Source organism: Cedecea sp. Ae19-4 (assembly GCF_059801165.1).
Window position 1 is genome coordinate 349,245 of sequence record NZ_JBCHWG010000002.1, and the last position, 25,919, is coordinate 375,163.

Sequence of the window (25,919 nt, forward strand, 5' to 3'; positions counted from 1 at the left end):
TTAGTGTGTTTTAGGGGGGAGATAAGGTTCCAGTAGCTGTAACAGGCGCTGCAATGCACCCTGGTTCTGGTAAAGCACTTCCACAGCATGGCGCCCGTAGAAGTTACGATAATCCTCATCTGTGAGCAAAGACGCAATCTCTTTTACTAATGACTGCTCGTCCGTCACGGTGATTAGGCCATCTGCCTGCGACAGGCGCGAGCAGATATCTTTGAAGTTAAAGGTATGTGGACCCATTAACACTGGAATAGCGTGTGCGGCTGGTTCGAGGGGATTATGGCCACCACGCTCAACTAACGAGCCGCCAACAAAAGCCAGATCGGCAATCCCGTACAGTAACATTAACTCACCCATAGTATCGCCAATGACGACCTGCGTACTGGAAGACGGTACCTCTCCAGAAGAGCGAGTTATGTAGCTTAATCCAGCATTTCTGACCAGATTGATGGCATCCGGGAAGCGTTCCGGGTGGCGTGGTACAAGGATCAGCAGTAAGTTAGGAAACTGCTTTAAAAGCGACTGATGAGCTTGCACGACGATGCTTTCTTCGCCTTCGTGCGTGCTGGTAGCTATCCAGACCGGGCGGTGCGGTGCCCACTGCCGGCGCAGCGTCACGGCTCGAGCGGCCAGCTGCGGTGTCACCGAAATATCAAACTTAAGGCTACCGGTAACCGTCAATTGGCTCCGTTTTGCACCTAGTGAGATGAAGCGTTCACCATCTTCTTCGTTCTGTGCGGCGATAAGCGTAATGCGCTGCAGCAGCGTTCTGACAAAGTCACCAAGTTTTGCGTAGCCCTTTGCCGAGCGTGCGGAAAGCCTGGCATTGGCAATCACTAATGGGATATAGCGTTTGTGCAGCGCGGCTATCAGGTTTGGCCAAAGTTCGGTTTCCATAATCAGCACCAGCTTTGGATCGACTTTATCCAGGAAGCGGTTGAGCGCACACGGCAAATCGTAAGGCAGATAGACGTGCTGGACGTCTTCTCCGAAAGCGGACATGACCCTTTCTGAGCCGGTTGGTGTCATTGTCGTGACGGTAATCGGCAATTCTGGATAGCGGTGGCGAAGCGCGCGAACCAGAGGTATGGCGGCCAGCGTTTCCCCAACGGAAACCGAATGCAACATAATACCACCTGGCTTGAGCGGCTTTTTATAGAAGCCGTAGCGCTCGCCAATGCGTTTGCGGTATGCAGGAGCTTTACGACCGCGCACCCATAATCGCAGCCAGATGAGTGGCTGTATGAGGTAAAGCAGTACGGTGTAAAGCAATTGGAGCATAGGACACGGCTGGCATTATGAATGTGCTGGGGATTCTATGTATTTAACCTGAGCTTTGCCATTACTTTTGCGGAAATTGGGCGAAAACCAGGTTGATGGCGTGCATCAAAGGTATGTATTGCCAGGCAATGGTTGGATTGAGCAGTTGTGCAAAAGTCAAAAGTGAATGGTCTTTGAGTTTAAGGAAAATAAATTATTTTAATTCATAAGGTTACCAATGAATTGTCTTGGCTTGCGTATCCTTCGGAATGGGAGCGATAAGTGGTACACTACACGTAAAAATGAACACGTTGTCAGTGAACAGGTAGCTGTGGAGCCTGGGGCGGTAGCGTGTTTTTTATTTTTCGGTATTGCTGATATTAAGAGCTGACGGTGAATACGACATTTAAAAGAATTTTAGTGATTAAAATGCGCTTTCACGGCGACATGTTGCTGACAACGCCTGTGATCAGTACCCTTAAGCGCAACTATCCTGAAGCAAAAATAGATGTCCTGCAGTATCAGGATACCCTTCCCATTCTTTCTGGAAATCCAGAAATAAATGCGCGCTACGGTATAAGCAACAAAGGCGTTAAAACAGGAAAGAAAATCAGTAATTTTCTTTCCTTGATTCGCCGCTTGCGGAGCAATCATTATGACCTGATTGTTAATCTGACCGATCAGCGGAGCGTGGCATGGATGGTTCGCTGCCTTGGGCCGGCAGTAAAAATTTCCCAGGATTACGCTCACCGGCAGTCTTCATTCTGGAAAAAAAGCTTCACTCACCTTGCCCCTGTCGTTGGTAAGCATGTCGTTGAAGCTAGCCTCTCAGTGCTCTCTCCTTTAGGAATTACGGATTTTTTTACAGAAACAACGCTGTACTACACTGAGGCCGATTGGCAAAAGATCCGTGAAGTGCTTGATGCTGAAAGCGTTGTTGGCAAGTATGTTGTCATTCAGCCCACGGCCCGACAGCTCTTTAAGTGTTGGGACAACGATAAGTTTTCTCAGATCATTGATTACTTGCAGGATGAAGGATTCCCGGTTGTATTGACCTCTGGACCGGGTCGGGACGATCTCGCCTGCGTTAATGAGATAGCTCAAGGGTGCAAAATAATGCCCGTTGTGGCGCTTGCCGGCAAAACAACCTTCCCGGAGTTGGGCGCTTTAATCGATCATGCAGCATTGTTTATTGGGGTGGACTCAGCGCCTGGGCATATTGCTGCGGCGGTAAAAACGCCTGTCATTAGCCTGTTTGGTGCAACGGACCATGTTTACTGGCGTCCATGGACAGAGCAAATTACGCAATTCTGGGCAGGTAACTATCAATCTATGCCGTCCCGTGCTCAACTCGACCGCAATAAAAAATATATGTCGGTGATCCCTGCTGAGGATGTGATTGCCGCCATTTCTAAAATGCTTCCTGCCGCTGCGGCGCTATCACCAAGAGACGAAGCATGATGACAGTTGCTTTTTGTCTGTATAAATATTTTCCCTTTGGCGGCCTGCAGCGCGATTTTATGCGTATCGCCGGGGCTGTTGCATCGCGTGGGCATAACGTCCGGGTTTATGTGCAGTCCTGGCAGGGCGAGAAACCTGATGCCTTTGATATCGTCATCGTTCCTGTGCGGTCAAAAACGAACCACGGTCGTAATGCTGAATATTATCAATGGGTGAAGGCTCATCTGAGTCAGCATCCGGTAGACCGCGTAGTGGGTTTTAATAAAATGCCGGGTCTCGATGTTTATTATGCAGCAGACGTTTGTTACGCCGAAAAAGTAGCACAAGAGAAAGGTTTCTTTTATCGCCTGACCGCCCGATATCGGCATTATTCACAGTTTGAAAAAGCCACATTCGAGCAAGGAAAATCAACCAAGTTGCTGATGCTGACTGATAAGCAAATTGCTGATTTTGAAAAACACTATGGTACGGAATCTTCGCGTTTTCTGATCCTGCCTCCAGGTATTTACCCCGATCGTCGATTCGACAACCATCCGCAGGGTAGCCGGGAGCGTTACAGAGAAAAAAACGGCATTGGTGTGAATGACTACCTCGTTTTGCAGGTAGGCTCCGATTTCTCGCGTAAAGGCGTTGATCGCTCTATTGAAGCGTTGGCTGCTTTGCCTGAGGCCATCCGTAGTCGAACCACTTTGTTTGTTGTCGGGCAGGATAAACCCGGGCGGTTTAAGACATTAGCGCAGAAACGTGGCGTAGAGAGCCGGGTTAGTTTCTTCTCCGGAAGAGATGACGTCTCTGAACTGATGATGGCTGCGGATGTTTTGATTCATCCTGCCTACCAGGAAGCTGCCGGTATTGTCTTGCTTGAGGCGATAGCTGCCGGATTGCCAATCCTTGTGACGGAAGTTTGCGGCTATGCACATTATATTGCAGACGCTGAGTGTGGGGTTGTTATCAAAGAACCGTTTAGCCAGGCATCGCTTAATGCGGCTTTATCTGACGTTCTGGGTAATGCAGAGCAGCGCCTGAGCTGGGCGAGTCACGCTCGTCATTATGCCTCAACCCAGGATATTTATAGCCTGGCCGAAAAGGCAGCAGATATCATAGTGGGAGAGCCGCGTGGTTGAGTTAAAAGAACCTTTTACCTCTCTTTGGGAAGGAAAGGACGTTTTTGCTGAAGTCAGAAAACTTCAGGGGGAAATTTTCCGCGAACTGGAAACACGCCGCACGCTACGTTTCGAGGCCGCAGGAAAAAGCTATTTCTTAAAATGGCACCAGGGAACGTCTATCAACGAAGTGATAAAAAATCTTATTTCGCTGCGAATGCCGGTTTTAGGGGCCGATCGCGAGTGGAAGGCGATTCACCGGCTGAAAACTCTGGATGTCGACACGATGCAGGGCGTTGGTTTTGGTGAAAAGGGGTTAAACCCAATCAACAAAACGTCGTTCATCATTACTGAAGATTTAACGCCTACGATCAGTCTCGAAGATTACTGTGCTGATTGGGCGACGAATCCACCTGACGTAAAAATCAAGCGGATGCTGATTGAGCGTGTAGCCACAATGGTACGTAAAATGCACGGTGGTGGCGTAAATCATCGGGATTGTTATATTTGCCATTTCTTATTGCATCTCCCCTTTTCTGGTCGGGAAAGCGAACTGAAGGTTTCGGTGATTGACCTGCATCGTGCGCAGATTCGAACAAAAGTTCCTCGACGCTGGCGGGATAAAGATCTCATTGGACTCTATTTTTCATCGATGAACATTGGGCTGACACAGCGTGATATTTGGCGCTTTATGGTGACGTATTCTAATCAGCCACTTAGAGGTGTGCTAGAAACGGAACATGCATTGCTGGCTAAAGCAGAAGATAAAGCGGAAAAAATTCGTGAGCGTACAATTCGTAGATCTCTTTAATTTATTGATGTGTGAAAATCATGAAAATAGCTTTTGTCGGTGAGGCCGTTTCTGGATTTGGTGGAATGGAAACGGTAATTAAAGGCGTCATTAATGCTTTTCAGAATAAAGAACAACCTGATGACTGCAGCATGTTTTTCTTTTGCCGTAATGACAAAATGGACAAGCAATGGCTGGAGAATATTGATGTTAATTATTCTTTTAGCAATCAGAGGATATCCTTTTTCCGAAAGTTGAAACATGTTTCTGCTTTTAGCAAATGGATAAAAGGATATCGCCCTGATGTAGTTATATGCATTGATGTGATTTCCTGCTTACTGGTAAATCAAGCCAGGAAAAAAGCGGGTGTAAATTTTAAAATTTTCTCTTGGCCACATTTCTCACTTGACCATAAAAAGCATGCTGAATATATCGTCTACGCTGATCGGCATTTAGCAATAAGTTCAGGTATCAAGAAACAAATGCAGATGCGAGGGGTTTCGGCATCAGACATTACATTAGTGTACAACCCTGTGAGTCGAAAACCAGACATTATACACGCGCCGGAGAACGGTGAGGTAACCACTTTTCTCTATGTAGGAAGGATGAAATTTGAAGGCCAAAAGAGAATCAAAGATTTGCTTGATGGCCTGGCAAGGGCTGATGGTCAGTGGAAGTTGCATGTCATAGGGGATGGTTCTGATTTTTCAAAATGTAAGGAATATGGTAAGCAGCTCAATATTGACGCCAATATTATCTGGCATGGCTGGCAAGCAGATCCTTGGGGCTTGGTGAAAAATAAAATAAAGTCAGTGAATGCGCTATTGTTAACCTCATCATTCGAAGGTTTTCCTATGACTTTGCTTGAAGCGCAATCTTATGGTATTCCGTGCATCAGTTCTAATTGCGTGACCGGCCCTGAAGATATTATTCAGAATGGCATTAATGGATATTTATATGAGCCATCCGATCTCAATGAATTTATCGGTTTGTTAGATAAAACCATTTCTGGAGATATAATTATAAATCGCAAAAATATACCTTCAACAATATCTGATTTTTATGATGAAGCATACTTTGATAGAATTAATTCGGCTATACTTTATTAAATGTTGAGTGCAAAATGAATTTTTCTTATTTTGACGAGTCCAATGTAATTCGCGATAAAATTGAATTTGATTTTCAGGATGATAATAATCTTGATGCGTTGGCTATTTCGTTTGGTACAGATAAAAATTTCCTGCTAGGATGTGGGGTTGCTATTACTTCAATATTGATTAGTAATCCTCAGCATAAATTCTCATTTCATATTTTTACCGATGAGTTCTCTACGCAAGACAGCGATGAATTTTCAATATTAGCTAAGAGATATAAAATAAAGCTAACTATTTATATTATTGATAGCAGCGAATTGAATGGTTTACCAATAACAAAAAATTGGACTAAGGCGATTTACTATCGATTTATAATTTTTGATTATTTCAATAAAAAATGCGACCGGGTGTTGTATCTCGATTCCGATATTGTTTGTCAGCATTCGTTGGATGAGCTTATTCATCTGGATTTGGATGACAACATTGCCGCAGTAGTTGCAGATGAGTCGAAAGAATGGTGGGAGAAACGAGCGAACCAGTTACGTTCCCCTGCTATTAAGAACGGATATTTTAACTCAGGTGTTCTCTTGGTTGACCCTAATAGGTGGGTTAGCCAAGAAATAACTAAAAAGGCACTGGCTCTGCTTAACGATCGCGAGGTTCAGGAATACATATCGTATCCTGATCAAGATATTCTAAATATCTTGCTTGCAGGCCACTTGTATTTTTTAAATATAAAATACAATACACAGTTCAGCCTCAATTATGAATTAAAAGAAAAAGTTGATATCCCAATAAAAACAGAAACTGTTTTTATTCACTATATAGGGCCCACTAAACCTTGGCATGCTTGGGGGAATTACATATCAAGCCAGCCATTTATGCATGCAAAAAAACAGTCGCCATGGAATAATAAAAAACTCCTTGAACCTGTTACCGCAACACAAAGCCGTTACGCTGCGAAGCATTTCTCCAAGCAAAAAAAATACCTTCTTGCTATGGTCTGCTGGGCTAAATATTATTTTTATAAACTCCAGTGACTTTTTAATAAAGAAATGAACCGTTGCGTTAATGAGATTAAACGATTCTGTTTGGTTTGATTTTTATTTTAAATATGACCATGTTAGGGTGATTCATAATGACTGTCCCAGTTTATGTTGTTTCTTTATTAAGAGATGATGAAAGAAGAAACAGAATTAAAAATATATTTTCTGATTTAAATATTGATTTCGTTTTTTTTGATGCTGTTGACGCTAAAGATCCACGTAATAAATCAATAATAGAAAGTATGAGAGTTGCTGGGGAAAGTGCTGATATGACCGATGGTGAAATTGCATGCACACTTAGCCACCAGTTTATATATAAGGATATTGTAGATAAATCATATGAATGGGCAGTCATTCTTGAAGATGATGTGATTGTGGATTCTCGTTTTGCAAAATTCCTATCTTCTTTCAACGAAAATGAATATGATAAATTAAATAATAATAACCTTTACTTACTTGGCGGACAAAAAGGATTGCACGATTATCCAGTGCTTGGGTTGAGCCATTTTAGTAAAATCAATGTAAGTACCTGTACTTTTAAAAGAGTGACCTTCAACAGAGGAAAAATCCGTAGAACATGTAGTTATTTAATGAATAAAGATATGGCACGTAATCTTCTTAAGCTGACGCAATCCTATGGCACTTATCGAGCTGATAGCTGGTTTTTGATGGATGAAAAAAATATAATAAATGATTTCTATCTTGATGAAATCATAGAACATCCAATACTCAATGGGACTAATAGTCATCTTGAAAGCGAACGAGCACTAGTGGCCGAAAAAAAACGTCCGCGTAGTTATATTCAAAAGAAAATGAAAGTAACTCGTTCATGGATAAAAGTTTTCTTTTTCTCATTTTTTAAATAAAAAATTATTCATTTTAATTTAAAAGCTAACATGGGTTTAATGATGAGCTTTATAAAATTCATTGGGTGTGGGTTTATATTCGCCTTGTATTTGATTGGTGTAATATTCATCCCTATTGATCTAAATACAACAACCAAAATAATAAATGCAACAGGCGTTTTATCATTCTTTGTTGTGATATTTAGCCCATGGCATAATTACAGGAAAAGCATTGTTATATTAACATTGGGCCTTTTACTTTTGGGGGCTATAGATCTGATCTGGTATGGAATTTATAAAACCGGTGATGTGATTTACAAAAATGGTTATAGAGGTTATTTAGAAGCAGGAAAGCTTCTGGTTTTTAGTTCATTTACTTTTCTTGCATTAAGCAACATTCGTTTTAGAGTAATATCCAGATTTCATGTGCCGGTTATCTTCCTCACCCAAATAATAATGTTTAGCCGTGCATTTTATCAGTCTTTATATTTGCATTCAGAAAGAATAGCTCTATCAGCGATGGATGGTAACAGTGGCGAAATGGGCGCGGCGACGATTGCAGCTTATGTCGTAACGTTCTTTGGACTATATTCTGCTATTGTTTTTATTAAGTTAGAATCAAAATATAAATGGTTTATCTTTTATGCAAGCTTTGCATTGAGCTTTACAGCAATTATGATGACGGAGACTCGGGCGGCTATTGTTGTCTATCCTGCCATGGTAATAGCTATATTATTCATAGAATATGGCCGACAGAGACAATTTGTAATAAAAAGCTTAAGTGGTTTTCTTGTTTTATTTTTATGCTGCGGATTGTTGTTCAATAAAGAAATTGACAGGCGTTTTAATGAATTGAAAAGTGATGTCTCATTATTTACAAAATCAAACGATAGCATGTCTTCCGTGGGAGCTCGTTTTTCTATGATCCTTGCAGGGTTTAAAAGCGCTCCTCATGGAATAGAATGGCAGTCTCTTGAGCAGCGAGCTGCTAATATTCTTGATTTAAGTAAAAAAGACAGCCGATATGAGGGAGCTGCTCAGTTTCTGAATGTTCATATGCACAATGAAATTGCTGAAGCATTATCTACCAAAGGCATATTTGGTGTCGTATTCTTGGTGATTTTTTATTCTTCGCTAATATATTATTGTATCCGCGAGAAGAAGTATTTATTGTTGGTTTTCCCTGCAACCATTATGCTGTTTGGGATAAGTGATGTTATCACGCACGATAAGCCTATCCCCGCTTCCTGGATAGTATGCCTGCTGCTGTCTGTTTTGTTCTTAAGCAATCAGGACAGAAAAAATATTTAAATGCATTGGGAGTGGATAATATATCCACTCTATTTCATTCTGAAATTGCTTTGAGCTTGCTATTAACATATTCAGGATTAAGTAGTTCTAAATTATTCTTAGGAGAACGGCAAATTTTTTGATTTTTCCCATACCCGCCAATGAGCCCCGGATCTGTCGGTCCGTAAAGCGTTACATTCGGGCGGTCTAATGCTGCGGTAAGATGGCTTAAGCCTGTATCAACGGAAACGACATATTTTGCCCCCGCTAATACTTTAGCCACTTCTTCAAGCGTCATTTTCGGTAAGACGTCTACGAAATCAAACCCTTCAGCCAATCGTTTTGCCCTTGCTTCTTCATGTGGCGCTCCCCATGGAAGCTTAATGCGAATCCCTGAACCCTCCTGCAGGCTAATGAGCTCACGCCAGTGCCTCTCGGGCCAGTGTTTATCATCTCGTGTCGTCGCATGTAAGAATACGGCATATTGGCCATTACCCGCGTTCAGCAAGTTCAGGAAATGCTGCGCAATTGCATAATCGCCCTGCCGATCGGATTGGGTATACCCCAAACTCTTAGCAAAAAGCTCACGTACGCGCTCAACTGCGTGTTGCTGCTTGGCCACGCTGTGTCTTACGTTGTAGAACAGACTGGCTAATGGCTCACGTGCGCTGTTCCAGTCCATGCCGTGCTTGATACCCTGCGCCTTGCGTGTGACCAACGCCGCACTCTTTACGAGCCCCTGGGCGTCGATAATGCAGTCATATTTTCTGGCCTTCAGTGCCTGATAGAATGCTTCACGTTCGGCGCGTGTTTTAGAAGCAAACCAGCTTTTACGCCAGCGACGGATCGCAACCGGAAAGACTTTATCCACGGCGGGGTGCCAGCTCGGAATCTGGGCAAAGCCTTCTTCAACTACCCAGTCGAATTTAATACCTGGAATGGCATGCATCGCATCCGTCAGCGCAGGAAGTGAATGAAGAACATCGCCCATCGAAGACGTTTTAACGAGAAGGACGCGCATTAGTCTTCCTTGCTGCTGGTTAGCAGTTCAGTCAATGTAACCAGCACGCTTTCTGGTGTGATATCGATCAGGCTTTGATGATAGCCCTCAGCGGCATCGCCTTTACGCACTTTATGGTAGCCGCTGATCAAGCGAATAACTCTCGCTTTGTGGGAAAGTGGTGGGGTGAAATCCGGGCTGCTGGGGCCATAAAGTGCGACCAGAGGACGGTTGAGCGCAGCTGCGACATGCATCAGGCCGGAATCATTGGTGACCACACCCTCGCAAGCGGCAAGCAATATCACGGCCTGTTCAAGCTGGGTATCCCCGGCAAGGTTACTGCACCATGCCTGCTGTTCAGTGGTGAGAGCAGCAAGAATCTCTTTACCTGCGTCCTTATCCTTGGCTGAGCCGAAGAGCACAACCTGATAGCCCGCATCGATGAGTTTTGCTGCGAGCGCGGCGTAATGATAGTGCGGCCAACGTTTTGCCGGGCCGAACTCTGCTCCAGGGCAGAAACCAATCATCGGACGCTGTGGATCAAGATTAAAAGCAGCGCAAGTCAGTGTTTTTTCACCTTCACTAACATGTAGTTGAGGCCACAGGAGCGGCTGCGGGAGGTCTTTAGCCGACTGCATTATGCCTTTTTCATAACCCAGGGCGACGTAGCGCTCTACCATCAATGGCCAGGCTTGTTTGTCCAGCTTACGGCTGTCATTCAGCAGGCCGTAACGCATCTCGCCCAACCAACCCGTACGGTGAGGTATGTTGGCAAAAAAAGGCACCAGCGCGGACTTAAACGAGTTTGGCAGAACGTACGCATGGTCATAGCGTTTGTCCCGCAGGCTGCGTCCAAGGCGACGACGCTCTGCGATTTGCAACGCACCGTGACCCAAAGGCATGGCGATGGCTTCGTTCACTTCCTGCATACGCGATAATAGCGGACGGCACCACGCGGGTGCCATCACGTCAATGATCGCCTGGGGATAACGCGCCTTGAGCGTGCGATAAAGACTTTGCGACATCATCATGTCGCCCACCCATGACGGGCCAATCACCAGAATTTTCATGCTTTTCCTGTGCAGCTTATGCGTCGCGATTTAACCATTTCATGTATTCCGCAACCCCTTGGGCAACGGTTTTGAACGGCTTGTCGTAACCCGCAGCGCGCAGATTGGTTAAGTCAGCTTCAGTATAAGCCTGATAGCGACCTTTTAGCTTTTCCGGGAAAGGAATGTACTCGATGCTGCCTTTGTTGTGATACGCCAGCGCTGCGTCTGCCACGGCCTGGAAGGATTCCGCACGACCGGTACCGCAGTTGAAAATACCGGAAACGCCATTTTGCCAGAACCAGAGGTTAACGGCGGCAACATCACCCACATAGATGAAGTCACGCTTGAAGCCGTCGCTGCCTTCAAACAGTTTTGGGTTCTCACCGTTATTCAACTGAGTATTGAGATGGAATGCCACGCTCGCCATGCTGCCTTTGTGGCCTTCGCGCGGCCCGTAGACGTTAAAGTAGCGGAAGCCGGTCACCTGAGAGTTTGCTTCTGGCAGGATCTGGCGAACATATTCATCAAACAGGAATTTTGAGTAACCGTACACGTTTAGCGGCTGTTCATATTCGCGGGATTCGATGAAATCTGCATTGCGCCCGCCGTAGGTGGCGGCAGAAGAGGCATACAGGAACGGAATTTCGCGCTCCAGGCAGTAGTGCAGGATTTCTTTAGAGTACTGATAGTTGTTGTCCATCATGTACTTGCCGTCCCACTCGGTCGTGGACGAGCAAGCCCCTTCATGGAAGATGGCGTCGATATCACCGAACTCTTCCCCGGCCATAATTTGGATCAGGAAGTCTTCCTTATCCATGTAGTCGGTGATGTCCAGATCAACCAGGTTAACAAATTTGGTCCCATCCTTCAGGTTATCTACCACCAGGATATCGCGATAGCCTTTTTCGTTCAGTGACTTAACAATGTTGCTGCCGATCATGCCGGCGCCGCCAGTAACGATAATCATAAATTTAACCTTCAAAAAGTGGGGCTTTCAGGCCATATACCCGATGCGCTAATGGCTCTTATCATACCATTACATTGAAAGACCCGCCTAATGAGCGGAAGTTTTTCACCCTCGTGATTTATCCTGCAAAAATCAGATTCACTGAAGCGTAATCTCGTCTCCTGGTATAGGTTTGGGTAATATATGCCAAAACTTGCCATGCCTGGAGAATCGCGATGCGCGAAGATTTTTACCAACAGCTGACTTCCCAACTCGAAACCGCTCGAGCAGAAGGGCTTTTTAAAGAAGAACGTATTATCACCTCCGCCCAGCAGGCGGACATCACCGTCGCGGACGGTAGCCACGTTATTAACTTCTGCGCCAACAACTATCTGGGTCTTGCTAACCATCCGCAGCTGATTGAAGCGGCTAAACAGGGGATGGATAAACACGGTTTTGGGATGGCTTCGGTCCGCTTTATTTGCGGTACTCAGGACAGCCATAAACAGTTGGAAAGCAAGCTGGCCGATTTCCTGGGAACGGACGATGCGATTCTTTACTCTTCCTGCTTCGACGCCAATGGTGGCCTGTTTGAGACGCTGCTCGGGCCGGAAGATGCCATCATTTCTGACGCACTGAACCATGCCTCAATTATCGACGGTGTGCGCCTGTGTAAAGCACAGCGTTATCGCTATGCCAACAACGATATGCAGGAACTGGAAGCTCGCCTGAAAGAGGCTCGTGCGGCCGGTGCTCGCAATGTGATGATTGCCACCGATGGCGTGTTCTCAATGGACGGTGTGATTGCCAACCTGCAGGGCGTTTGCGATCTGGCGGATAAGTACAATGCGCTGGTTATGGTCGATGACTCCCACGCCGTGGGCTTTGTTGGTGCCAATGGGCGCGGTACGCACGAATACTGCGATGTCATGGACCGGGTTGATATTATTACCGGCACGCTGGGTAAAGCGCTGGGCGGTGCTTCTGGTGGCTATACCGCAGGTCGCAAAGAAGTTATCGAATGGCTTCGCCAGCGTTCCCGTCCTTACCTTTTCTCAAATTCACTCGCGCCAGCCATTGTTTCCGCCTCTATCAAGGTACTGGAAATGCTGGAGTCAGGCGAAGAGCTGCGTGAGCGTCTGTGGTCAAATGCTCGTCTGTTCCGTGAAAAAATGAGCGCTGCCGGATTTACGCTTGCAGGTGCAGATCACGCCATTATTCCAGTGATGCTTGGTGAAGCAGTTGTGGCGCAAAACTTTGCGCGCGAGCTGCAAAAAGAAGGTATTTATGTCACCGGTTTCTTCTACCCGGTGGTGCCAAAAGGTCAGGCGCGTATTCGCACCCAAATGTCGGCGGCGCATACTCCTGAGCAAATTGAACGTGCGGTAGATGCGTTTACGCGCATCGGTAAGCAATTAGGCGTTATCGCTTAAGGGAGCGGTCATGAAAGCATTAGCAAAACTGAAGGCGGAAGAAGGCATCTGGATGACGGATGCTCCCAAGCCGGAAATGGGTCATAACGATCTGCTGATCAAAATTCGTAAAACGGCGATTTGCGGGACCGACGTCCATATTTACAACTGGGACGAATGGTCGCAAAAAACCATTCCTGTTCCTATGGTTGTGGGCCACGAATACGTGGGTGAAGTGGTCGGCATAGGCCAGGAAGTGAAAGGCTTCAAGATTGGCGATCGCGTTTCCGGCGAAGGGCACATCACCTGTGGACACTGTCGTAACTGCCGTGGTGGGCGTACCCACCTGTGCCGTAACACTACCGGCGTGGGTGTGAACCGCCCTGGCTGTTTTGCTGAGTATTTGGTTATCCCGGCGTTTAATGCGTTCAAGATCCCGGACAATATCTCAGACGACCTGGCTTCCATCTTCGACCCGTTCGGCAACGCAGTGCACACGGCACTTTCGTTCGACCTGGTGGGCGAAGATGTGCTGGTCTCCGGCGCGGGCCCTATCGGGATCATGGCGGCGGCAGTAGCAAAGCATGTCGGTGCGCGTAACGTAGTGATTACCGACGTGAACGAATACCGCCTCGAGCTGGCGCGTGAAATGGGAATCACTCGTGCGGTCAACGTCAGCAAAGAAAGCCTGCAGGACGTGATGAGCGAGCTGGGGATGACCGAAGGGTTTGACGTGGGTCTGGAGATGTCCGGCGCACCACCGGCGTTCCGCACCATGCTTGACACCATGAATCACGGTGGCCGTATTGCGATGCTGGGGATCCCGCCGTCAGATATGTCTATCGACTGGACCAAAGTTATCTTTAAGGGGTTGTTTATTAAAGGCATCTATGGCCGCGAGATGTTTGAAACCTGGTACAAGATGGCCGCCCTGATTCAGTCTGGCCTGGATCTGTCCCCGATTATCACCCACCGCTTCTCTATTGATGAGTTCCAGAAAGGCTTTGACGCGATGCGCTCCGGGCAGTCCGGCAAAGTTATCCTGAGCTGGGATTAATCATTGAACCAGAGGGCATCGCGCCCTCTGGTTTTTCAATCAGGCCTGTTTGGCCCAACCCTGCCACTGATGCTGGAGATATTTCACCAGCGCGCTTTGGGCAATACTTTCACTGATGACTTTAAAGTAGGTGGTGGCGTACACCGGCTCAAGAGGCTGTTTCGGTTTACACACCTTCACGCCACGGAACGGGTTACGCGGCGGTGGCAGTTTCCCCGGCTGAGTATTATTCGGCGTTGAGGTATCTACCTGTGGCTCATTAAGCAGGCTGCTCGGCCGCACCAGCGTGATGTCCGGTGGCAGGTTGTACACCATCTGCTGGAGGACACGAACCGTTGAGGGGTGGGGGTGACCGATGGCGATTGCTGACCCGGTTTTGCGAGCAAGCTGGATAGCGCGATTGAACTGAAAGCGGATATCCGCTTCGTTCTGAGTATCGTCGAGGAACACTTTCCGCTTAATCACTTTGACGCGAGTGCCGGCCGCGGCGCGCGTGGCCTGGCTGTTACCGATGGTCATGCTGTCCAGGAAATAGAGATTGTACTGCTCCAGCGACAGCATCACTTTTTGCATACCGAACAGGCTGGAGGTCATCGCGCTGCCCATATGGTTATTCATCCCAACTGCATAAGGGACTTTGTTCACCGCGTCGCGGATAATTCTCTCGATTTCGCTGCTGCTCATGTCCGGGCGGAGCGTATCTTTCTCTAGCGGTTGTTTGCTAAGTGGCGCCATCGGCAGATGGATCAGAACTTCGTGCCCGGCATTATGGGCTTTAGTGGCCATTTCGCGAGCGTGTGGTGCGTTGGGTAGCACGGCGACAGAGACGTTAGTCGGCAGGGCCAGAACCTGGTTTTCCTGTTGAGGACGATAGCCGAAGTCGTCGATGACGATTGAGAGCTTACCGGCCCACGCGGAGGTTGCCAGCATTAGCCCGCTGGCGGCGGCGAAAAAAACGGTGCGGAACTGAGGCAAAACTTATCTTCCCAACCACGGTTGTGGATTCACTGCCTGGCCCTGGCGACGAATTTCGAAATAGAGTGACGGACGGCCCTGGCCGCCACTGCTACCGACCAGTGCAATAGGTTGTCCGGCACGTACCTGGGTGCCGACGCTGACCAACGCGCTCTGGTTGTAGCCGTAGAGACTCATATCGCCTTTACCGTGTTCAATGACGACAACAAGACCATAGCCCTGAAGCCAGTCGGCAAGGATCACGCGTCCGTCGGCAATGGCTTTAACTTCTGTGCCTTCTGACGCCGCAATAACGATACCTTTCCAACGTAGTTCACCTTGCAGCTGTTCGCCATAGCGATGCAGTAACGAACCGCGAACCGGCCAGTATGCCTGCCCACGTGGCGCACCCAGGCCACCTGTTCTCGACATTAATGAACGTTCGCTTTCGGTTGGCTTGTATGTTGTGCCTTTGTTGGAGGCTTCCTGCTGTTTATTACGAACCTGCTCTGCTTCGCGTGCCTCACGCTCGGCTCGAGCTTTTGCCGCTGCTTCTGCACGGGCTATCTGATTTTGTAAGCGCGTCTGGTTCTGGCGCATCTCACTCAGCTTCTGCTGATCCTGCTGAATGGAGGATTCCAGGCCTGCCAGCGTCTTTTTGCGTTCGTTGCGGGCGCTCTCCAGCTTGGCCTGTTGCGCCTGCTGGTCATACAGCAAGGTTTGCTGCTCGCTTTGCTTACTTTCCAGCTCGGTTTTCTGCTGTGCGGCTTCTGCTTTGGTCTGTTTTAACGCTTCGATAGTCTGCTGACGCGCAGCATTAAGGTAACCGAAATAGGCCTGCAGGCGCTGGCCACGCTGGCTTTCTTCGCCGCTAAGAATCAACTGAATACCAGTATGCTGACCCTGACGAAACGCCGCATCTAGCTGAGCAGCCAGGTTACGTTCCTGGGTTGCCTGCTGTTTTTGCAGTTTGGCGAGGGAGTTGTTCAGCGTCGCGATTTGATTGTTTAAATCGGCGAGGGTGTTCTGGGTTTCGCGCAGCTTACGGCTGGCCGCGGAAATCGCTTCTTCCTGAGCTTTGAGCTGAGCGAGTAAAACGGAGCGTTGCTGCTGCTGCTGACGCACCGCACGCTCTTTGGCAGCGATATCCTGTTGAATGGATTGCAGCTGCTGCTTGTCGTCAGCGTGGCTGGAAAAAGGCCATAACAAGACGCCAGCGCTAAACACGCTGGCGTAGATAACGGGCTTCACAGCCCATGTCTTTGAAAAAATCGCCTTTCCCCTCATGGGGAGGGATTATTCCACGATGAACAGCGGCTTGCCAGTCATCTCGTGCGGGATTTCCATTTCCATCAGGCTCAACATGGTTGGCGCGATGTCCGAAAGCTTGCCGCCAGCGACAGCTTTCAGGTTTTTTTCACCCACATAGATCAGCGGGACCGGCAGGCTGGTGTGCGCGGTATGGGCCTGGCCGGTAGCCGGGTCGCGCATTTGCTCAGCGTTACCGTGATCTGCAGTGATCAACAGCTGACCGCCAACGGCCTCAACGGCTTTAACCACCTGAGCGACACAGTTGTCGAGGGCTTCAACGGCGGAAATCGCAGCATCATAGACGCCGGTGTGGCCAACCATGTCACCGTTCGGGTAGTTGCAGATGATGGTGTCGTACTTGCCGCTGTTGATGGCACTCAGCAGCTTATCGGTCAGTTCAGCAGAGCTCATTTCAGGCTGCAAATCGTAGGTCGCCACTTTCGGAGAATTCACCAGGACGCGATCTTCACCCGCGAACGGCTCTTCAACGCCGCCGTTGTAGAAGAAGGTCACGTGAGCGTATTTCTCGGTTTCGGAGATGCGTAACTGAGTTTTATTGTGTTTCGCCATCCACTCACCGAAAGTATTGGTCAGTGACGCTGGTGGGTAAGCGCAGGCCGTTTTAATGTCTGCGGCATATTCAGTCAGCATCACGAAGTCGCCAAACTGCACCACTTTTTTGCGGCTGAAGCCGTCGAAATCGCCGTTAACAAAGGCGCGAGTGATCTGGCGGGCACGGTCAGCACGGAAGTTCATGAAGATTAATGCATCGCCGTCGTCCATAGCAGATTCGGTTTCACCTGCGGCGCAAATCACGGTTGGCTTAACGAATTCATCGTTTTCGTCACGAGCGTAAGCGGCTTCCAGACCAGCAACCGCATTGTCTGCCTGGAATTCCCCTTTGGCCTGAGTCATCAGGTCGTAAGCCAGCTCAACGCGATCCCAGCGGTTGTCGCGGTCCATAGCGTAGTAACGGCCAATCAGGGTGGCAACGCGGCCTTTGCCCAGCTCAGCGAACTTGTCGGCAAATTTCTTCAGGGAAGACTCTGCGCTGCGTGGCGGCGTGTCACGGCCATCAAGGAAAGCATGCAGATAAATAGCTTCAGCGCCTCGCTCGGCCGCCAGCTCGATCATCGCCAGAATATGGTCTTCATGGCTGTGAACGCCACCGGGAGAAACCAGACCCATGATATGTACCGCTTTACCGGCGGCAACGGCTTTGTCTACCGCACAGGTCAGGACCGGGTTAGCAAAGAAAGCACGTTCTTTAATTTCAACGTCCAGGCGAGTCAGATCCTGATAGACGATGCGGCCGGCACCGAGGTTGACGTGGCCCACTTCGGAGTTACCCATTTGCCCGTCTGGCAGGCCGACTTCCAGGCCTGATGCGTTGATCAGGGTATGCGGGCGCTGGGCCCACAGGCTATCCATCACCGGCGTTTTAGCATTAAGAATCGCGTTATCCTGCTGCTCTTCGCGGTGGCCATAGCCATCGAGAATGACCAGGACCATAGGTTTTTTAGTAACCGACATTGCAACAACCTCTGAGTCTAAGACAAAATTTGCGTAATTTTACTACAGCCGATCCGGGCGAATAGCCGCAGAAGATCAAAGAAAGAGGTTGGATGGCGATCGGATTTCATCAGTCTGGTTCTTTTTTTCCGTAACAGCCCGCAGAATCCACATAACATTATTCAGACTGGCTGTAATTGCCACAACGCGAAGGTATACTCCCCACCTGGTTTTCTCATCATTACTTAGTCGGGAGTTATTACCCCCCATGCAAGAAATTATGCAATTCGTTGGTCGCCACCCCATACTTAGTCTGGCGTGGGTTGGCCTGCTGGCCGCGGTACTTTTCATGACCTTTAAAGGCCTGGCCTCTAAAGTTAAAGTGATCACTCGTGGTGAAGCTACTCGCTTAATTAACAAAGAAGATGCGGTGGTGGTTGATGTGCGCCAGCGTGACGACTTCCGTAAAGGCCACATTGCAAATTCACTGAACGTGCTGCCAACTGAAATCAAAAACGGCAACTTGGGTGAACTTGAAAAGCATAAAGCGAAGCCCATTATTGTGGTATGCGCTAACGGTGTTTCTTCACAAGAATCAGCGGCTTTGTTGCACAAGGCTGGTTTTGAGCAGGTTGCGCTGCTAAAAGAAGGTATTGCCGGCTGGAGCGGGGAAAACCTGCCGCTGGTTCGCGGTAAATAATCTGGAAAACTGAGGTAAACCATGGCGAATATTGAGATCTATACCAAAGCGACTTGTCCTTTTTGCCACCGTGCAAAAGCCCTGCTGAACGAAAAAGGCGTGGCGTTTCAGGAATTACCTATTGATGGTGATGCCGCTAAGCGGGAAGAGATGATCAAACGCAGTGGTCGCACCACGGTACCGCAGATTTTTATTGACGCACAGCACATTGGCGGTTGCGATGACTTGTACGCACTGGATGCGCGTGGTGGACTCGATCCCCTGCTGAGCTAGTGCGGTTTGTCTGCCGTGTATCGCAGAGTAAGGACGTTTAAATTTAAGGGTTAACAATGTCAGAACAAAACAATACAGAAATGGGTTTCCAGATTCAGCGTGTTTACACCAAGGATGTCTCTTTCGAAGCACCTAACGCACCGCACGTTTTCCAGAAAGACTGGCAGCCGGAAGTAAAACTGGATCTGGATACTGCATCCAGCCAACTGGCTGAAAATGTTTATGAAGTTGTGCTGCGCGTAACCGTGACCGCTACGCTGGGTGAAGACACCGCTTTCCTGTGTGAAGTTCAGCAGGCGGGTATCTTCTCCGTTGACGGTATCGAAGGCACGCAGCTGGCGCATTGCCTGGGCGCATACTGCCCGAACATTCTGTTCCCATATGCGCGTGAATGTATCACTAGCCTGGTTTCTCGCGGCACTTTCCCGCAGCTGAACCTTGCACCGGTTAACTTCGATGCGTTGTTCATGAATTATCTGCAGCAGCAAGCTGGCGAAGGTGCTGAAAACCATCAGGATGCCTGATGAACAGCCTTAATGCTTCAATGACTGTTATCGGTGCCGGCTCTTACGGCACCGCTCTTGCAATCACCCTTGCGAGAAATGGCCACCACGTTGTGTTGTGGGGTCATGATGCCAAACATATTGCCACGCTGCAGGCCGATCGCTGCAATGCGGCTTTCCTGCCCGATGTCCCTTTTCCCGACACTTTACATCTTGAGAGTGATTTAGCCCTAGCGCTGGCCGCCAGCCGTAATATTCTGGTGGTTGTACCGAGCCATGTGTTTGGGCAAGTGTTGCGCCAAATCAAGCCGCTGATGCGCCCGGATGCACGTATTGTGTGGGCGACAAAAGGTCTGGAAGCTGAAACGGGTCGTCTACTGCAGGATGTTGCCCGTGAGGCGCTGGGGGATGATGTTCCCCTGGCCGTCATTTCTGGCCCAACATTCGCGAAAGAGCTGGCAGCAGGTTTACCGACGGCGATTGCGCTTGCGGCAACCGATGACCCGTTTGCGGATGACCTCCAACATCTTCTGCACTGCGGTAAAAGCTTCCGTGTCTACAGCAATCCTGATTTCATCGGCGTTCAGCTTGGCGGTGCGGTTAAAAACGTTATCGCTATTGGCGCAGGGATGTCGGACGGCATCGGGTTTGGCGCCAATGCGCGTACCGCGCTTATCACCCGTGGTCTCGCGGAGATGACTCGCCTTGGCAGCGCGCTCGGTGCTTCGCCGGAAACCTTTATGGGCATGGCCGGCTTGGGCGATCTGGTGCTGACCTGTACCGACAACCAGTCCCGCAACCGTCGCTTTGGCATGATGCTCGGTCAGGGAATGGATGTAGATGGAGCACAGCAAAAGATTGGCCAGGTGGTTGAAGGCTATCGCAATACCAAAGAAGTGCGCGAGCTGGCGGCTCGGGTAGGCGTCGAAATGCCAATAACCGAGGAAATTTATCAGGTATTGTATTGCGGAAAAAATGCGCGCGAGGCAGCATTAACGTTGCTTGGTCGTACTCGTAAGGATGAACGAAGCGGCAAATGAAGGATCGCTTAATACACCGCAATAACTGAAACGTCCCGACCCTGGTGTCGGGCGTTGTTTTTCTGTCTGGAGAGAGCAATGTCGTCTGAAGAACTGGATTTGGTGTGGAGCAATATTAAAGCCGAAGCGCGAGCGCTTGCGGATTGTGAACCCATGTTGGCCAGTTTTTATCATGCGACGCTCCTCAAGCACGATAATCTTGGAAATGCGCTCAGCTACATGTTGGCCAATAAGCTGGCTTCGCCGATTATGCCGGCCATTGCCATTCGCGAAGTGGTTGAAGAGGCCTACGCTGCCGATCCGCAGATGATTGCCTCTGCCGCTTGCGACATCCAGGCGGTGCGTACGCGTGACCCCGCGGTAGACAAGTATTCAACGCCGCTGCTTTATCTTAAAGGCTTCCATGCGCTGCAGGCGTATCGCATTGGCCATTGGCTTTGGCTGCAGGGGCGACAGGCGCTGGCTATCTTCTTGCAGAACCAGGTCTCCGTCTCTTTCCAGGTTGATATTCACCCTGCGGCAAAAATTGGGTGCGGGATTATGCTTGACCATGCCACCGGGATTGTCATTGGTGAGACTGCGGTCGTCGAAAACGATGTGTCTATTCTGCAATCGGTCACGCTGGGCGGTACCGGTAAAACCAGTGGCGATCGCCATCCGAAAATCCGCGAAGGCGTAATGATTGGTGCGGGTGCCAAGATCCTCGGCAATATTGAGGTTGGAACCGGCGCAAAAATTGGCGCAGGCTCCGTCGTGCTCCAGCCTGTTCCGCCGCATACAACGGCAGCTGGCGTGCCGGCGCGAATCGTGGGTACGCCGGGAAGTGACAAGCCAGCGATAGATATGGATCAGCACTTCAACGGCGCAGGCTTTGAATACGGCGACGGCATTTAGCTTCTGAGAACAGCGCCCTGATACCCTAGCTGGCGCCAGGCTTCATAGACCACTACGGACACCGAGTTAGAGAGGTTCATGCTGCGGCTGTCCGGCATCATGGGAATGCGAATCTTTTGTTCTGGCGGCATGGCGTTCAGTATCTCAGCGGGTAGCCCGCGAGTTTCCGGGCCAAACATCAAATAATCTCCAGCCTGATAGCTCACAGCACTGTGGGCGGGTGTTCCTTTGGTTGTTAAAGCAAACAGGCGCTGAGGGTTTTCGGCTTCCAGAAAGGCGTTATAGTCGCGATGGCGCAGCACTGTCGTAAATTCGTGATAATCCAGCCCGGCGCGACGCAGGCGTTTATCATCCCAGGGAAAGCCCATTGGCTCGATGATGTGCAGGCGGAAACCAGTGTTGGCGCACAGGCGGATAATGTTCCCGGTATTGGGCGGAATTTCTGGCTCAAACAAAACGATATTTAACATACAACCCCCATCAACTAGGGGCGCAGAATAGCAAAATAGCGCCTGAGCAGAAATGAAAACAGGCTCCGTAGAGCCTGGTATTGCGAATGTTTATCCTGTTTGTCAGCGGTGATAAAGCGGCAGCCAGAGCGTCAGGCGCAGGCCGCCCAGCGGGCTGTCGTCAGCTTTTACCCAGCCACGATGCTGCTGCACGGCGGTTTCCACGATAGCCAGACCGAGACCTGTCCCCCCCGACTCGCGATCGCGCGCTTCATCCGTACGATAAAACGGACGGAAAATCTGCTCTCTGTCTTCCGGACTGACGCCCGGGCCGTCATCGTCAACGGTGACGGTAATGCCCTGATTATCGACGGAGAAATTCACTGCTATCTTGGTGTGCGAGTAACGCAGAGCATTGCGAACAATATTCTCCAGCGCACTTTCCAGGGCATTTGGGTTACCGTACATCAGCCACGGACCCGGCGGGTAGGTGACTTCCAACGACTTACCCATTTGCTCTGCTTCAAACGCAGCGTTATCCAGCATTTCTGCCCAGATTTGGTTCGCTTTCATTGTTTCGCTGACCAGCGCATTTTTTTGCTGATTGCGCGACATCACCAGCAGGTCATTAATCATGCCGTCCAGACGCTGGGCTTCTGTTTCTATGCGCCCCAACTCTTTGCTTTCACCGCTGCGGCGACGCAGTAGCGCGGTTCCAAGCTGCAGGCGGGTCAGCGGCGTGCGGAGTTCATGGGAGATATCCGACAACAACCTCTGCTGCGCCGTCATCATTCGCTCCAACGCAGTCACCATTTGGTTGAAGCTCGCGCCCGCGGCCTGGAATTCCTGTGGCCCAGCCTCGAGTTCTGGATGCTGGCGTAGGTTGCCCTGGGCGACTTCATCTGCTGCATTCTTGAGCTTGCGGGCAGGTTTCGCGAGGCTCCAGGCCAGCCAAAGTAATAGCGGAGAACTTACCAGCATGGTGACAATTAGCAGTAGTAAAGGCCGGTCGAACAGCAGGTTGATAAAGTCAGATTGAGAGCTGCTGGCCGGGCGAATCAGGTAAAGTTGGTAGTTATCTTCACCATCTCGCACCGAAAATGGGCCAACCAGCTCAACTCGCCCATATTTCTTTTTCTGGGGATGATCGGCGTTATCGGACTGGCCGATAAAGTTACGGATGATCTGCATTTCGTTGCGTTGGGCGCCAATGACGCGCCCTTCGCTGGTGACCAGCAGCAAACGCTGGCCTGGAGGTGCCCATTTGTCGATGGCACGGAACAGACGCCGCCACCACATCAAATCATTCGGTGGATCGGTTGCCAGTTCAGCTTCGACGTGTTGCTCAATCATGTAGCCCTGACGTTGCTCATTTTCCATCAGCTCGGTCATCTGGCGTGAATCCAGCTTCGGCAGCATCAAAACTAACATCAGTACCAGAGCCAGTGTCAGCCAGAAGATGGCAAAAATGCGCGCGGTAAGGCTACTTATCATGAAGCGGAAACCATCAGATAGCCGCGACCACGTAAGGTTTTAAACCACGGATGACCGTCTTTGCGATCCGGCAATTTACGACGCAAGTTGGAAATATGCATGTCTATGGCGCGGTCGAACGGTGTTAAGCGTTTACCCAATACTTCCTGGCTCAGATGTTCACGAGAAACCACCTGGCCCAGATGCTGAGCGAGGAGATACAGCAGCGTAAACTCTGTGCCGGTTAAGTCCAGCGCTTGTCCGTCGAAACTCGCTTCCTGGCGGCCTGGATTGAGGCTTAGCCCATCGACTTCTACCGTCGGTGAGCTGCTGTCGCTGTTTTGTTGCTGCTCGCTCCAGTGTGAACGACGCAGGATGGCGCGAATACGGGCGACCAGCTCACGATCGTTAAAGGGTTTTGGTAAGTAGTCATCGGCACCCAGCTCAAGGCCGAGTACACGGTCAAGTTCGCTACCGCGAGCGGTAAGCATAATGACGGGTGTCTGGTGTGTCTGGCGAAGTTCTTTCAACGTATCAATACCGTTTTTCTTGGGCATCATTACGTCAAGCAATAACAGGTCGATGCTGTCGTCCAGAAGCGTCAACGCTTGCTCGCCATCGTGAGCAACAATCACGTCAAAACCTTCCATGTCGAGCAATTCCTTTAGCAGGGAAGTCAGCTCTCGGTCATCATCAACTAACAGGATTTTATTCATTGTGAAATTACCTCCGAGGCAGAAATTACGTCATCAAGGCGCGCTAATCCATGACTTTACGTTGTTTTACACCCCCTGACGCTAGTTTGCAGCGGGAATCGTAGACTGGCTCTCGTTGAATCGCAGCACACACAGATTTCGGGAGCAAGTGATGCGCAATGTTACCGCTGTCGTCATGGCCTCAACACTGGCATTGATCTCTTTAGCCAGCTCGGCCGATGATTTGCCGACCGGCGTTAACTGGCCACAAAGCGATAATCTGGCAAAACGAAACAACGCTCAGAACCACATGTTTGACGGCATAAGTTTGACTGAGCAACAGCGCCAACAGATGCGAGATCTTATGCACCGGGCAAGGCATGATAGCCCACCCGTTAATGTTAGCGAAATGGAGATCATGCATCGTCTGATCACCGCCGATAAATTTGATGAAGTGGCAGTGAAAGCTCAGGCTGAAAAAATGGCACAAGAACAGGTTGCCCGCCAGGTCGAGATGGCAAAAGTACGCAACCAAATGTACCACTTACTCAGTCCGGAACAGCAAGCCGCTTTAAATGAGAAACACCAGCAGCGCATGGACCATCTCCGTGAACTGTCGGAACTGCAGCAGGGGGTTTCGCTGCAGGCCATGAGTAGTAGCAGTACCCGTAGTAACCAGTAACAAACCCTGTTTTCCTTGCCATAGACACCATCCCTGTCTTCCCCGCCTCACCAGGCGGGTTTTTTTTGCCTGACGCTCAGGTCTGATCCGCTATACTACCGGCATTCACCTGCGGGAGCCCCCATGAATCAACAATATGGGCAGCTGGTTAGCCGGGCTGCAATCGCGGCGACCGTCATGGCGTCGTTGCTACTTTTAATAAAAATTTTCGCCTGGTGGTATACCGGCTCGGTCAGTATTCTGGCGGCGCTGGTGGACTCACTGGTCGATATCGCAGCTTCATTGACGAACTTGCTTGTGGTGCGTTATTCACTCCAGCCAGCAGACGAAGAACATACATTCGGTCACGGCAAAGCGGAATCGCTGGCCGCTCTCGCACAAAGCATGTTCATCTCAGGCTCGGCCCTGTTCCTGTTTTTAACCGGTATTCAGCATCTGGCTGACCCTTCACCGATGAAAGATCCTGGCATTGGCGTGGCGGTGACGATTGTGGCACTGATAAGCACCTTAGTTTTGGTGACCTTCCAGCGCTGGGTGGTACGAAAAACACAAAGCCAGGCCGTCCGGGCCGATATGCTTCATTATCAGTCTGATGTTATGATGAATGGCGCAATTCTTATTGCGCTGGCCCTTTCCTGGTACGGTTGGCATCGTGCTGATTCGCTGTTTGCTTTGGGTATTGGCGTGTACATTTTGTATAGCGCGCTGCGAATGGGTTATGAAGCCGTGCAATCGCTGCTTGATCGGGCGTTACCAGACGAGGAACGTCAGGCTATTATTGATATCGTGAACGCGTGGCCCGGTGTCAGAGGGGCTCACGATCTCCGAACGCGGCAGTCAGGGCCGACCCGCTTTATACAGCTTCATATTGAGATGGAAGATAATTTACCGCTGGTTCAGGCGCATGTTGTGGCTGAACAGGTGGAGCAGGCGATTCTGCAGCGTTTCCCAGGATCGGATGTGATTATCCACCAGGATCCTTGCTCTGTTGTTCCGACGGGACGGCAGGGGCATTTCGAGCTTTAGTTTTACGTTGGAAAGTTGGCGCTGACTGGCAGTTTTTGCATAATGTACCGCCAT

The 25,919-nt window shown here is 49.5% G+C and carries 26 protein-coding genes; 16 read left to right on the forward strand and 10 right to left on the reverse strand.

Annotated elements, in window-relative coordinates:
- Positions 1-1,278 carry a lipid IV(A) 3-deoxy-D-manno-octulosonic acid transferase gene (waaA, locus tag AAIE02_RS14420; protein ID WP_498532812.1) on the reverse strand — a complete coding sequence of 426 codons (1,278 nt, stop codon included), beginning with the start codon at positions 1,276-1,278 and terminating at the stop codon, positions 1-3.
- Positions 1,279-1,650: 372 nt separating this feature from the next.
- Between waaA and rfaQ the strand changes: the two genes are divergently transcribed.
- From rfaQ to AAIE02_RS14455, 7 genes are all read left to right on the forward strand, one after another.
- Positions 1,651-2,718 carry a lipopolysaccharide core heptosyltransferase RfaQ gene (gene rfaQ, locus AAIE02_RS14425; RefSeq protein WP_498532813.1) on the forward strand — a complete coding sequence of 356 codons (1,068 nt, stop codon included), beginning with the start codon at positions 1,651-1,653 and terminating at the stop codon, positions 2,716-2,718.
- On the forward strand, positions 2,718-3,842 hold the full coding sequence (locus tag AAIE02_RS14430; RefSeq protein ID WP_498532983.1) for a glycosyltransferase family 4 protein: 1,125 nt from the start codon (positions 2,718-2,720) through the stop codon (positions 3,840-3,842). The genes rfaQ and AAIE02_RS14430 overlap by 1 nt, the downstream gene beginning before the upstream one ends.
- On the forward strand, positions 3,835-4,632 hold the full coding sequence (gene rfaP / locus AAIE02_RS14435; RefSeq protein ID WP_498532814.1) for a lipopolysaccharide core heptose(I) kinase RfaP: 798 nt from the start codon (positions 3,835-3,837) through the stop codon (positions 4,630-4,632). Before AAIE02_RS14430 ends, rfaP begins: the two co-directional genes overlap by 8 nt.
- A 20-nt stretch (positions 4,633-4,652) precedes the next feature.
- The gene (waaB, locus tag AAIE02_RS14440; protein ID WP_336983468.1) at positions 4,653-5,720 is read left to right on the forward strand and encodes a lipopolysaccharide 1,6-galactosyltransferase; all 1,068 of its coding nucleotides are present in this window, start codon (positions 4,653-4,655) and stop codon (positions 5,718-5,720) included.
- A gap of 14 nt (positions 5,721-5,734) precedes the next feature.
- A complete protein-coding gene (locus AAIE02_RS14445; RefSeq protein ID WP_498532815.1) occupies positions 5,735-6,745 on the forward strand; it encodes a glycosyltransferase in 1,011 nt (336 codons plus the stop codon).
- Positions 6,746-6,843: 98 nt separating this feature from the next.
- Positions 6,844-7,617: a glycosyltransferase family 25 protein gene (locus AAIE02_RS14450; RefSeq protein ID WP_336983470.1), complete on the forward strand. Its 774-nt coding sequence runs from the start codon at positions 6,844-6,846 to the stop codon at positions 7,615-7,617.
- A 39-nt stretch (positions 7,618-7,656) separates the two neighbouring features.
- On the forward strand, positions 7,657-8,907 hold the full coding sequence (locus AAIE02_RS14455) for an O-antigen ligase family protein (protein ID WP_336989465.1): 1,251 nt from the start codon (positions 7,657-7,659) through the stop codon (positions 8,905-8,907).
- 34 nt (positions 8,908-8,941) lie between these two features.
- Here AAIE02_RS14455 and rfaC read toward each other — a convergent pair whose 3' ends face one another.
- From rfaC to rfaD, 3 genes are read right to left on the reverse strand one after another with little or no spacing between them, the layout of a single operon-like run.
- On the reverse strand, positions 8,942-9,907 hold the full coding sequence (gene rfaC / locus AAIE02_RS14460) for a lipopolysaccharide heptosyltransferase RfaC (RefSeq protein WP_336983472.1): 966 nt from the start codon (positions 9,905-9,907) through the stop codon (positions 8,942-8,944).
- On the reverse strand, positions 9,907-10,956 hold the full coding sequence (rfaF, locus tag AAIE02_RS14465; protein WP_336983473.1) for an ADP-heptose--LPS heptosyltransferase RfaF: 1,050 nt from the start codon (positions 10,954-10,956) through the stop codon (positions 9,907-9,909). The genes rfaC and rfaF overlap by 1 nt, the downstream gene beginning before the upstream one ends.
- A 16-nt stretch (positions 10,957-10,972) precedes the next feature.
- On the reverse strand, positions 10,973-11,905 hold the full coding sequence (gene rfaD, locus AAIE02_RS14470) for an ADP-glyceromanno-heptose 6-epimerase (protein ID WP_336983474.1): 933 nt from the start codon (positions 11,903-11,905) through the stop codon (positions 10,973-10,975).
- A 215-nt stretch (positions 11,906-12,120) separates the two neighbouring features.
- Here rfaD and kbl point away from each other — a divergent pair, with 215 nt between their 5' ends.
- Together kbl and tdh are read left to right on the forward strand one after the other, a co-directional pair.
- Positions 12,121-13,317 carry a glycine C-acetyltransferase gene (kbl, locus tag AAIE02_RS14475; protein WP_166995775.1) on the forward strand — a complete coding sequence of 399 codons (1,197 nt, stop codon included), beginning with the start codon at positions 12,121-12,123 and terminating at the stop codon, positions 13,315-13,317.
- A gap of 10 nt (positions 13,318-13,327) precedes the next feature.
- Positions 13,328-14,353: an L-threonine 3-dehydrogenase gene (gene tdh, locus AAIE02_RS14480; protein WP_008457475.1), complete on the forward strand. Its 1,026-nt coding sequence runs from the start codon at positions 13,328-13,330 to the stop codon at positions 14,351-14,353.
- Positions 14,354-14,392: 39 nt separating this feature from the next.
- Here the strand turns inward: tdh and AAIE02_RS14485 are convergent, their stop codons facing one another.
- Genes AAIE02_RS14485 through gpmM form a run of 3 tightly spaced genes read right to left on the reverse strand, consistent with a single transcriptional unit; the run spans position 14,393 to position 18,151 of the window.
- Positions 14,393-15,283 (reverse strand): divergent polysaccharide deacetylase family protein, encoded by an 891-nt coding sequence (locus tag AAIE02_RS14485; RefSeq protein ID WP_336983490.1) that lies wholly within the window; start codon positions 15,281-15,283, stop codon positions 14,393-14,395.
- Between the two features lie 48 nt (positions 15,284-15,331).
- On the reverse strand, positions 15,332-16,594 hold the full coding sequence (gene envC, locus AAIE02_RS14490; RefSeq protein WP_166995771.1) for a murein hydrolase activator EnvC: 1,263 nt from the start codon (positions 16,592-16,594) through the stop codon (positions 15,332-15,334).
- Positions 16,595-16,603: 9 nt separating this feature from the next.
- Positions 16,604-18,151, reverse strand: coding sequence for a 2,3-bisphosphoglycerate-independent phosphoglycerate mutase (gpmM, locus tag AAIE02_RS14495; RefSeq protein WP_498532816.1), 1,548 nt, complete (start codon positions 18,149-18,151; stop codon positions 16,604-16,606).
- Positions 18,152-18,398: 247 nt separating this feature from the next.
- On the opposite strand from gpmM, the gene AAIE02_RS14500 reads away from it, so the two are divergent.
- The 5 genes from AAIE02_RS14500 (at position 18,399) to cysE (ending at position 21,540) form a co-directional block, all read left to right on the forward strand.
- Positions 18,399-18,830: a rhodanese-like domain-containing protein gene (locus AAIE02_RS14500; RefSeq protein WP_166995768.1), complete on the forward strand. Its 432-nt coding sequence runs from the start codon at positions 18,399-18,401 to the stop codon at positions 18,828-18,830.
- Positions 18,831-18,851: 21 nt separating this feature from the next.
- Positions 18,852-19,103: a glutaredoxin 3 gene (gene grxC, locus AAIE02_RS14505; RefSeq protein WP_008457480.1), complete on the forward strand. Its 252-nt coding sequence runs from the start codon at positions 18,852-18,854 to the stop codon at positions 19,101-19,103.
- Positions 19,104-19,159: 56 nt separating this feature from the next.
- Entirely contained in the window at positions 19,160-19,627 is a 468-nt protein-coding gene (gene secB, locus AAIE02_RS14510; protein WP_008457481.1) for a protein-export chaperone SecB, read from the forward strand.
- Positions 19,627-20,646: an NAD(P)H-dependent glycerol-3-phosphate dehydrogenase gene (gene gpsA / locus AAIE02_RS14515; protein WP_336983476.1), complete on the forward strand. Its 1,020-nt coding sequence runs from the start codon at positions 19,627-19,629 to the stop codon at positions 20,644-20,646. The genes secB and gpsA overlap by 1 nt, the downstream gene beginning before the upstream one ends.
- Before the next feature lie 78 nt (positions 20,647-20,724).
- Positions 20,725-21,540 carry a serine O-acetyltransferase gene (cysE, locus tag AAIE02_RS14520; protein WP_008457483.1) on the forward strand — a complete coding sequence of 272 codons (816 nt, stop codon included), beginning with the start codon at positions 20,725-20,727 and terminating at the stop codon, positions 21,538-21,540.
- Here the strand turns inward: cysE and trmL are convergent.
- From trmL to cpxR, 3 genes are all read right to left on the reverse strand, one after another.
- Positions 21,537-22,010, reverse strand: a complete 474-nt coding sequence (gene trmL, locus AAIE02_RS14525) for a tRNA (uridine(34)/cytosine(34)/5-carboxymethylaminomethyluridine(34)-2'-O)-methyltransferase TrmL (RefSeq protein ID WP_008457484.1) — start codon at positions 22,008-22,010, stop codon at positions 21,537-21,539. The genes cysE and trmL overlap by 4 nt on opposite strands.
- 102 nt (positions 22,011-22,112) lie before the next feature.
- The gene (gene cpxA / locus AAIE02_RS14530; protein WP_008457485.1) at positions 22,113-23,483 is read right to left on the reverse strand and encodes an envelope stress sensor histidine kinase CpxA; all 1,371 of its coding nucleotides are present in this window, start codon (positions 23,481-23,483) and stop codon (positions 22,113-22,115) included.
- Entirely contained in the window at positions 23,480-24,178 is a 699-nt protein-coding gene (cpxR, locus tag AAIE02_RS14535; RefSeq protein ID WP_008457487.1) for an envelope stress response regulator transcription factor CpxR, read from the reverse strand. The genes cpxA and cpxR overlap by 4 nt, the downstream gene beginning before the upstream one ends.
- 151 nt (positions 24,179-24,329) lie before the next feature.
- Between cpxR and cpxP the strand changes: the two genes are divergently transcribed.
- Positions 24,330-24,839, forward strand: a complete 510-nt coding sequence (cpxP, locus tag AAIE02_RS14540; protein ID WP_336983477.1) for a cell-envelope stress modulator CpxP — start codon at positions 24,330-24,332, stop codon at positions 24,837-24,839.
- Between the two features lie 123 nt (positions 24,840-24,962).
- Positions 24,963-25,865 (forward strand): CDF family cation-efflux transporter FieF, encoded by a 903-nt coding sequence (gene fieF / locus AAIE02_RS14545; RefSeq protein WP_008457498.1) that lies wholly within the window; start codon positions 24,963-24,965, stop codon positions 25,863-25,865.
- The last annotated feature ends 54 nt before the right edge of the window (positions 25,866-25,919 follow it).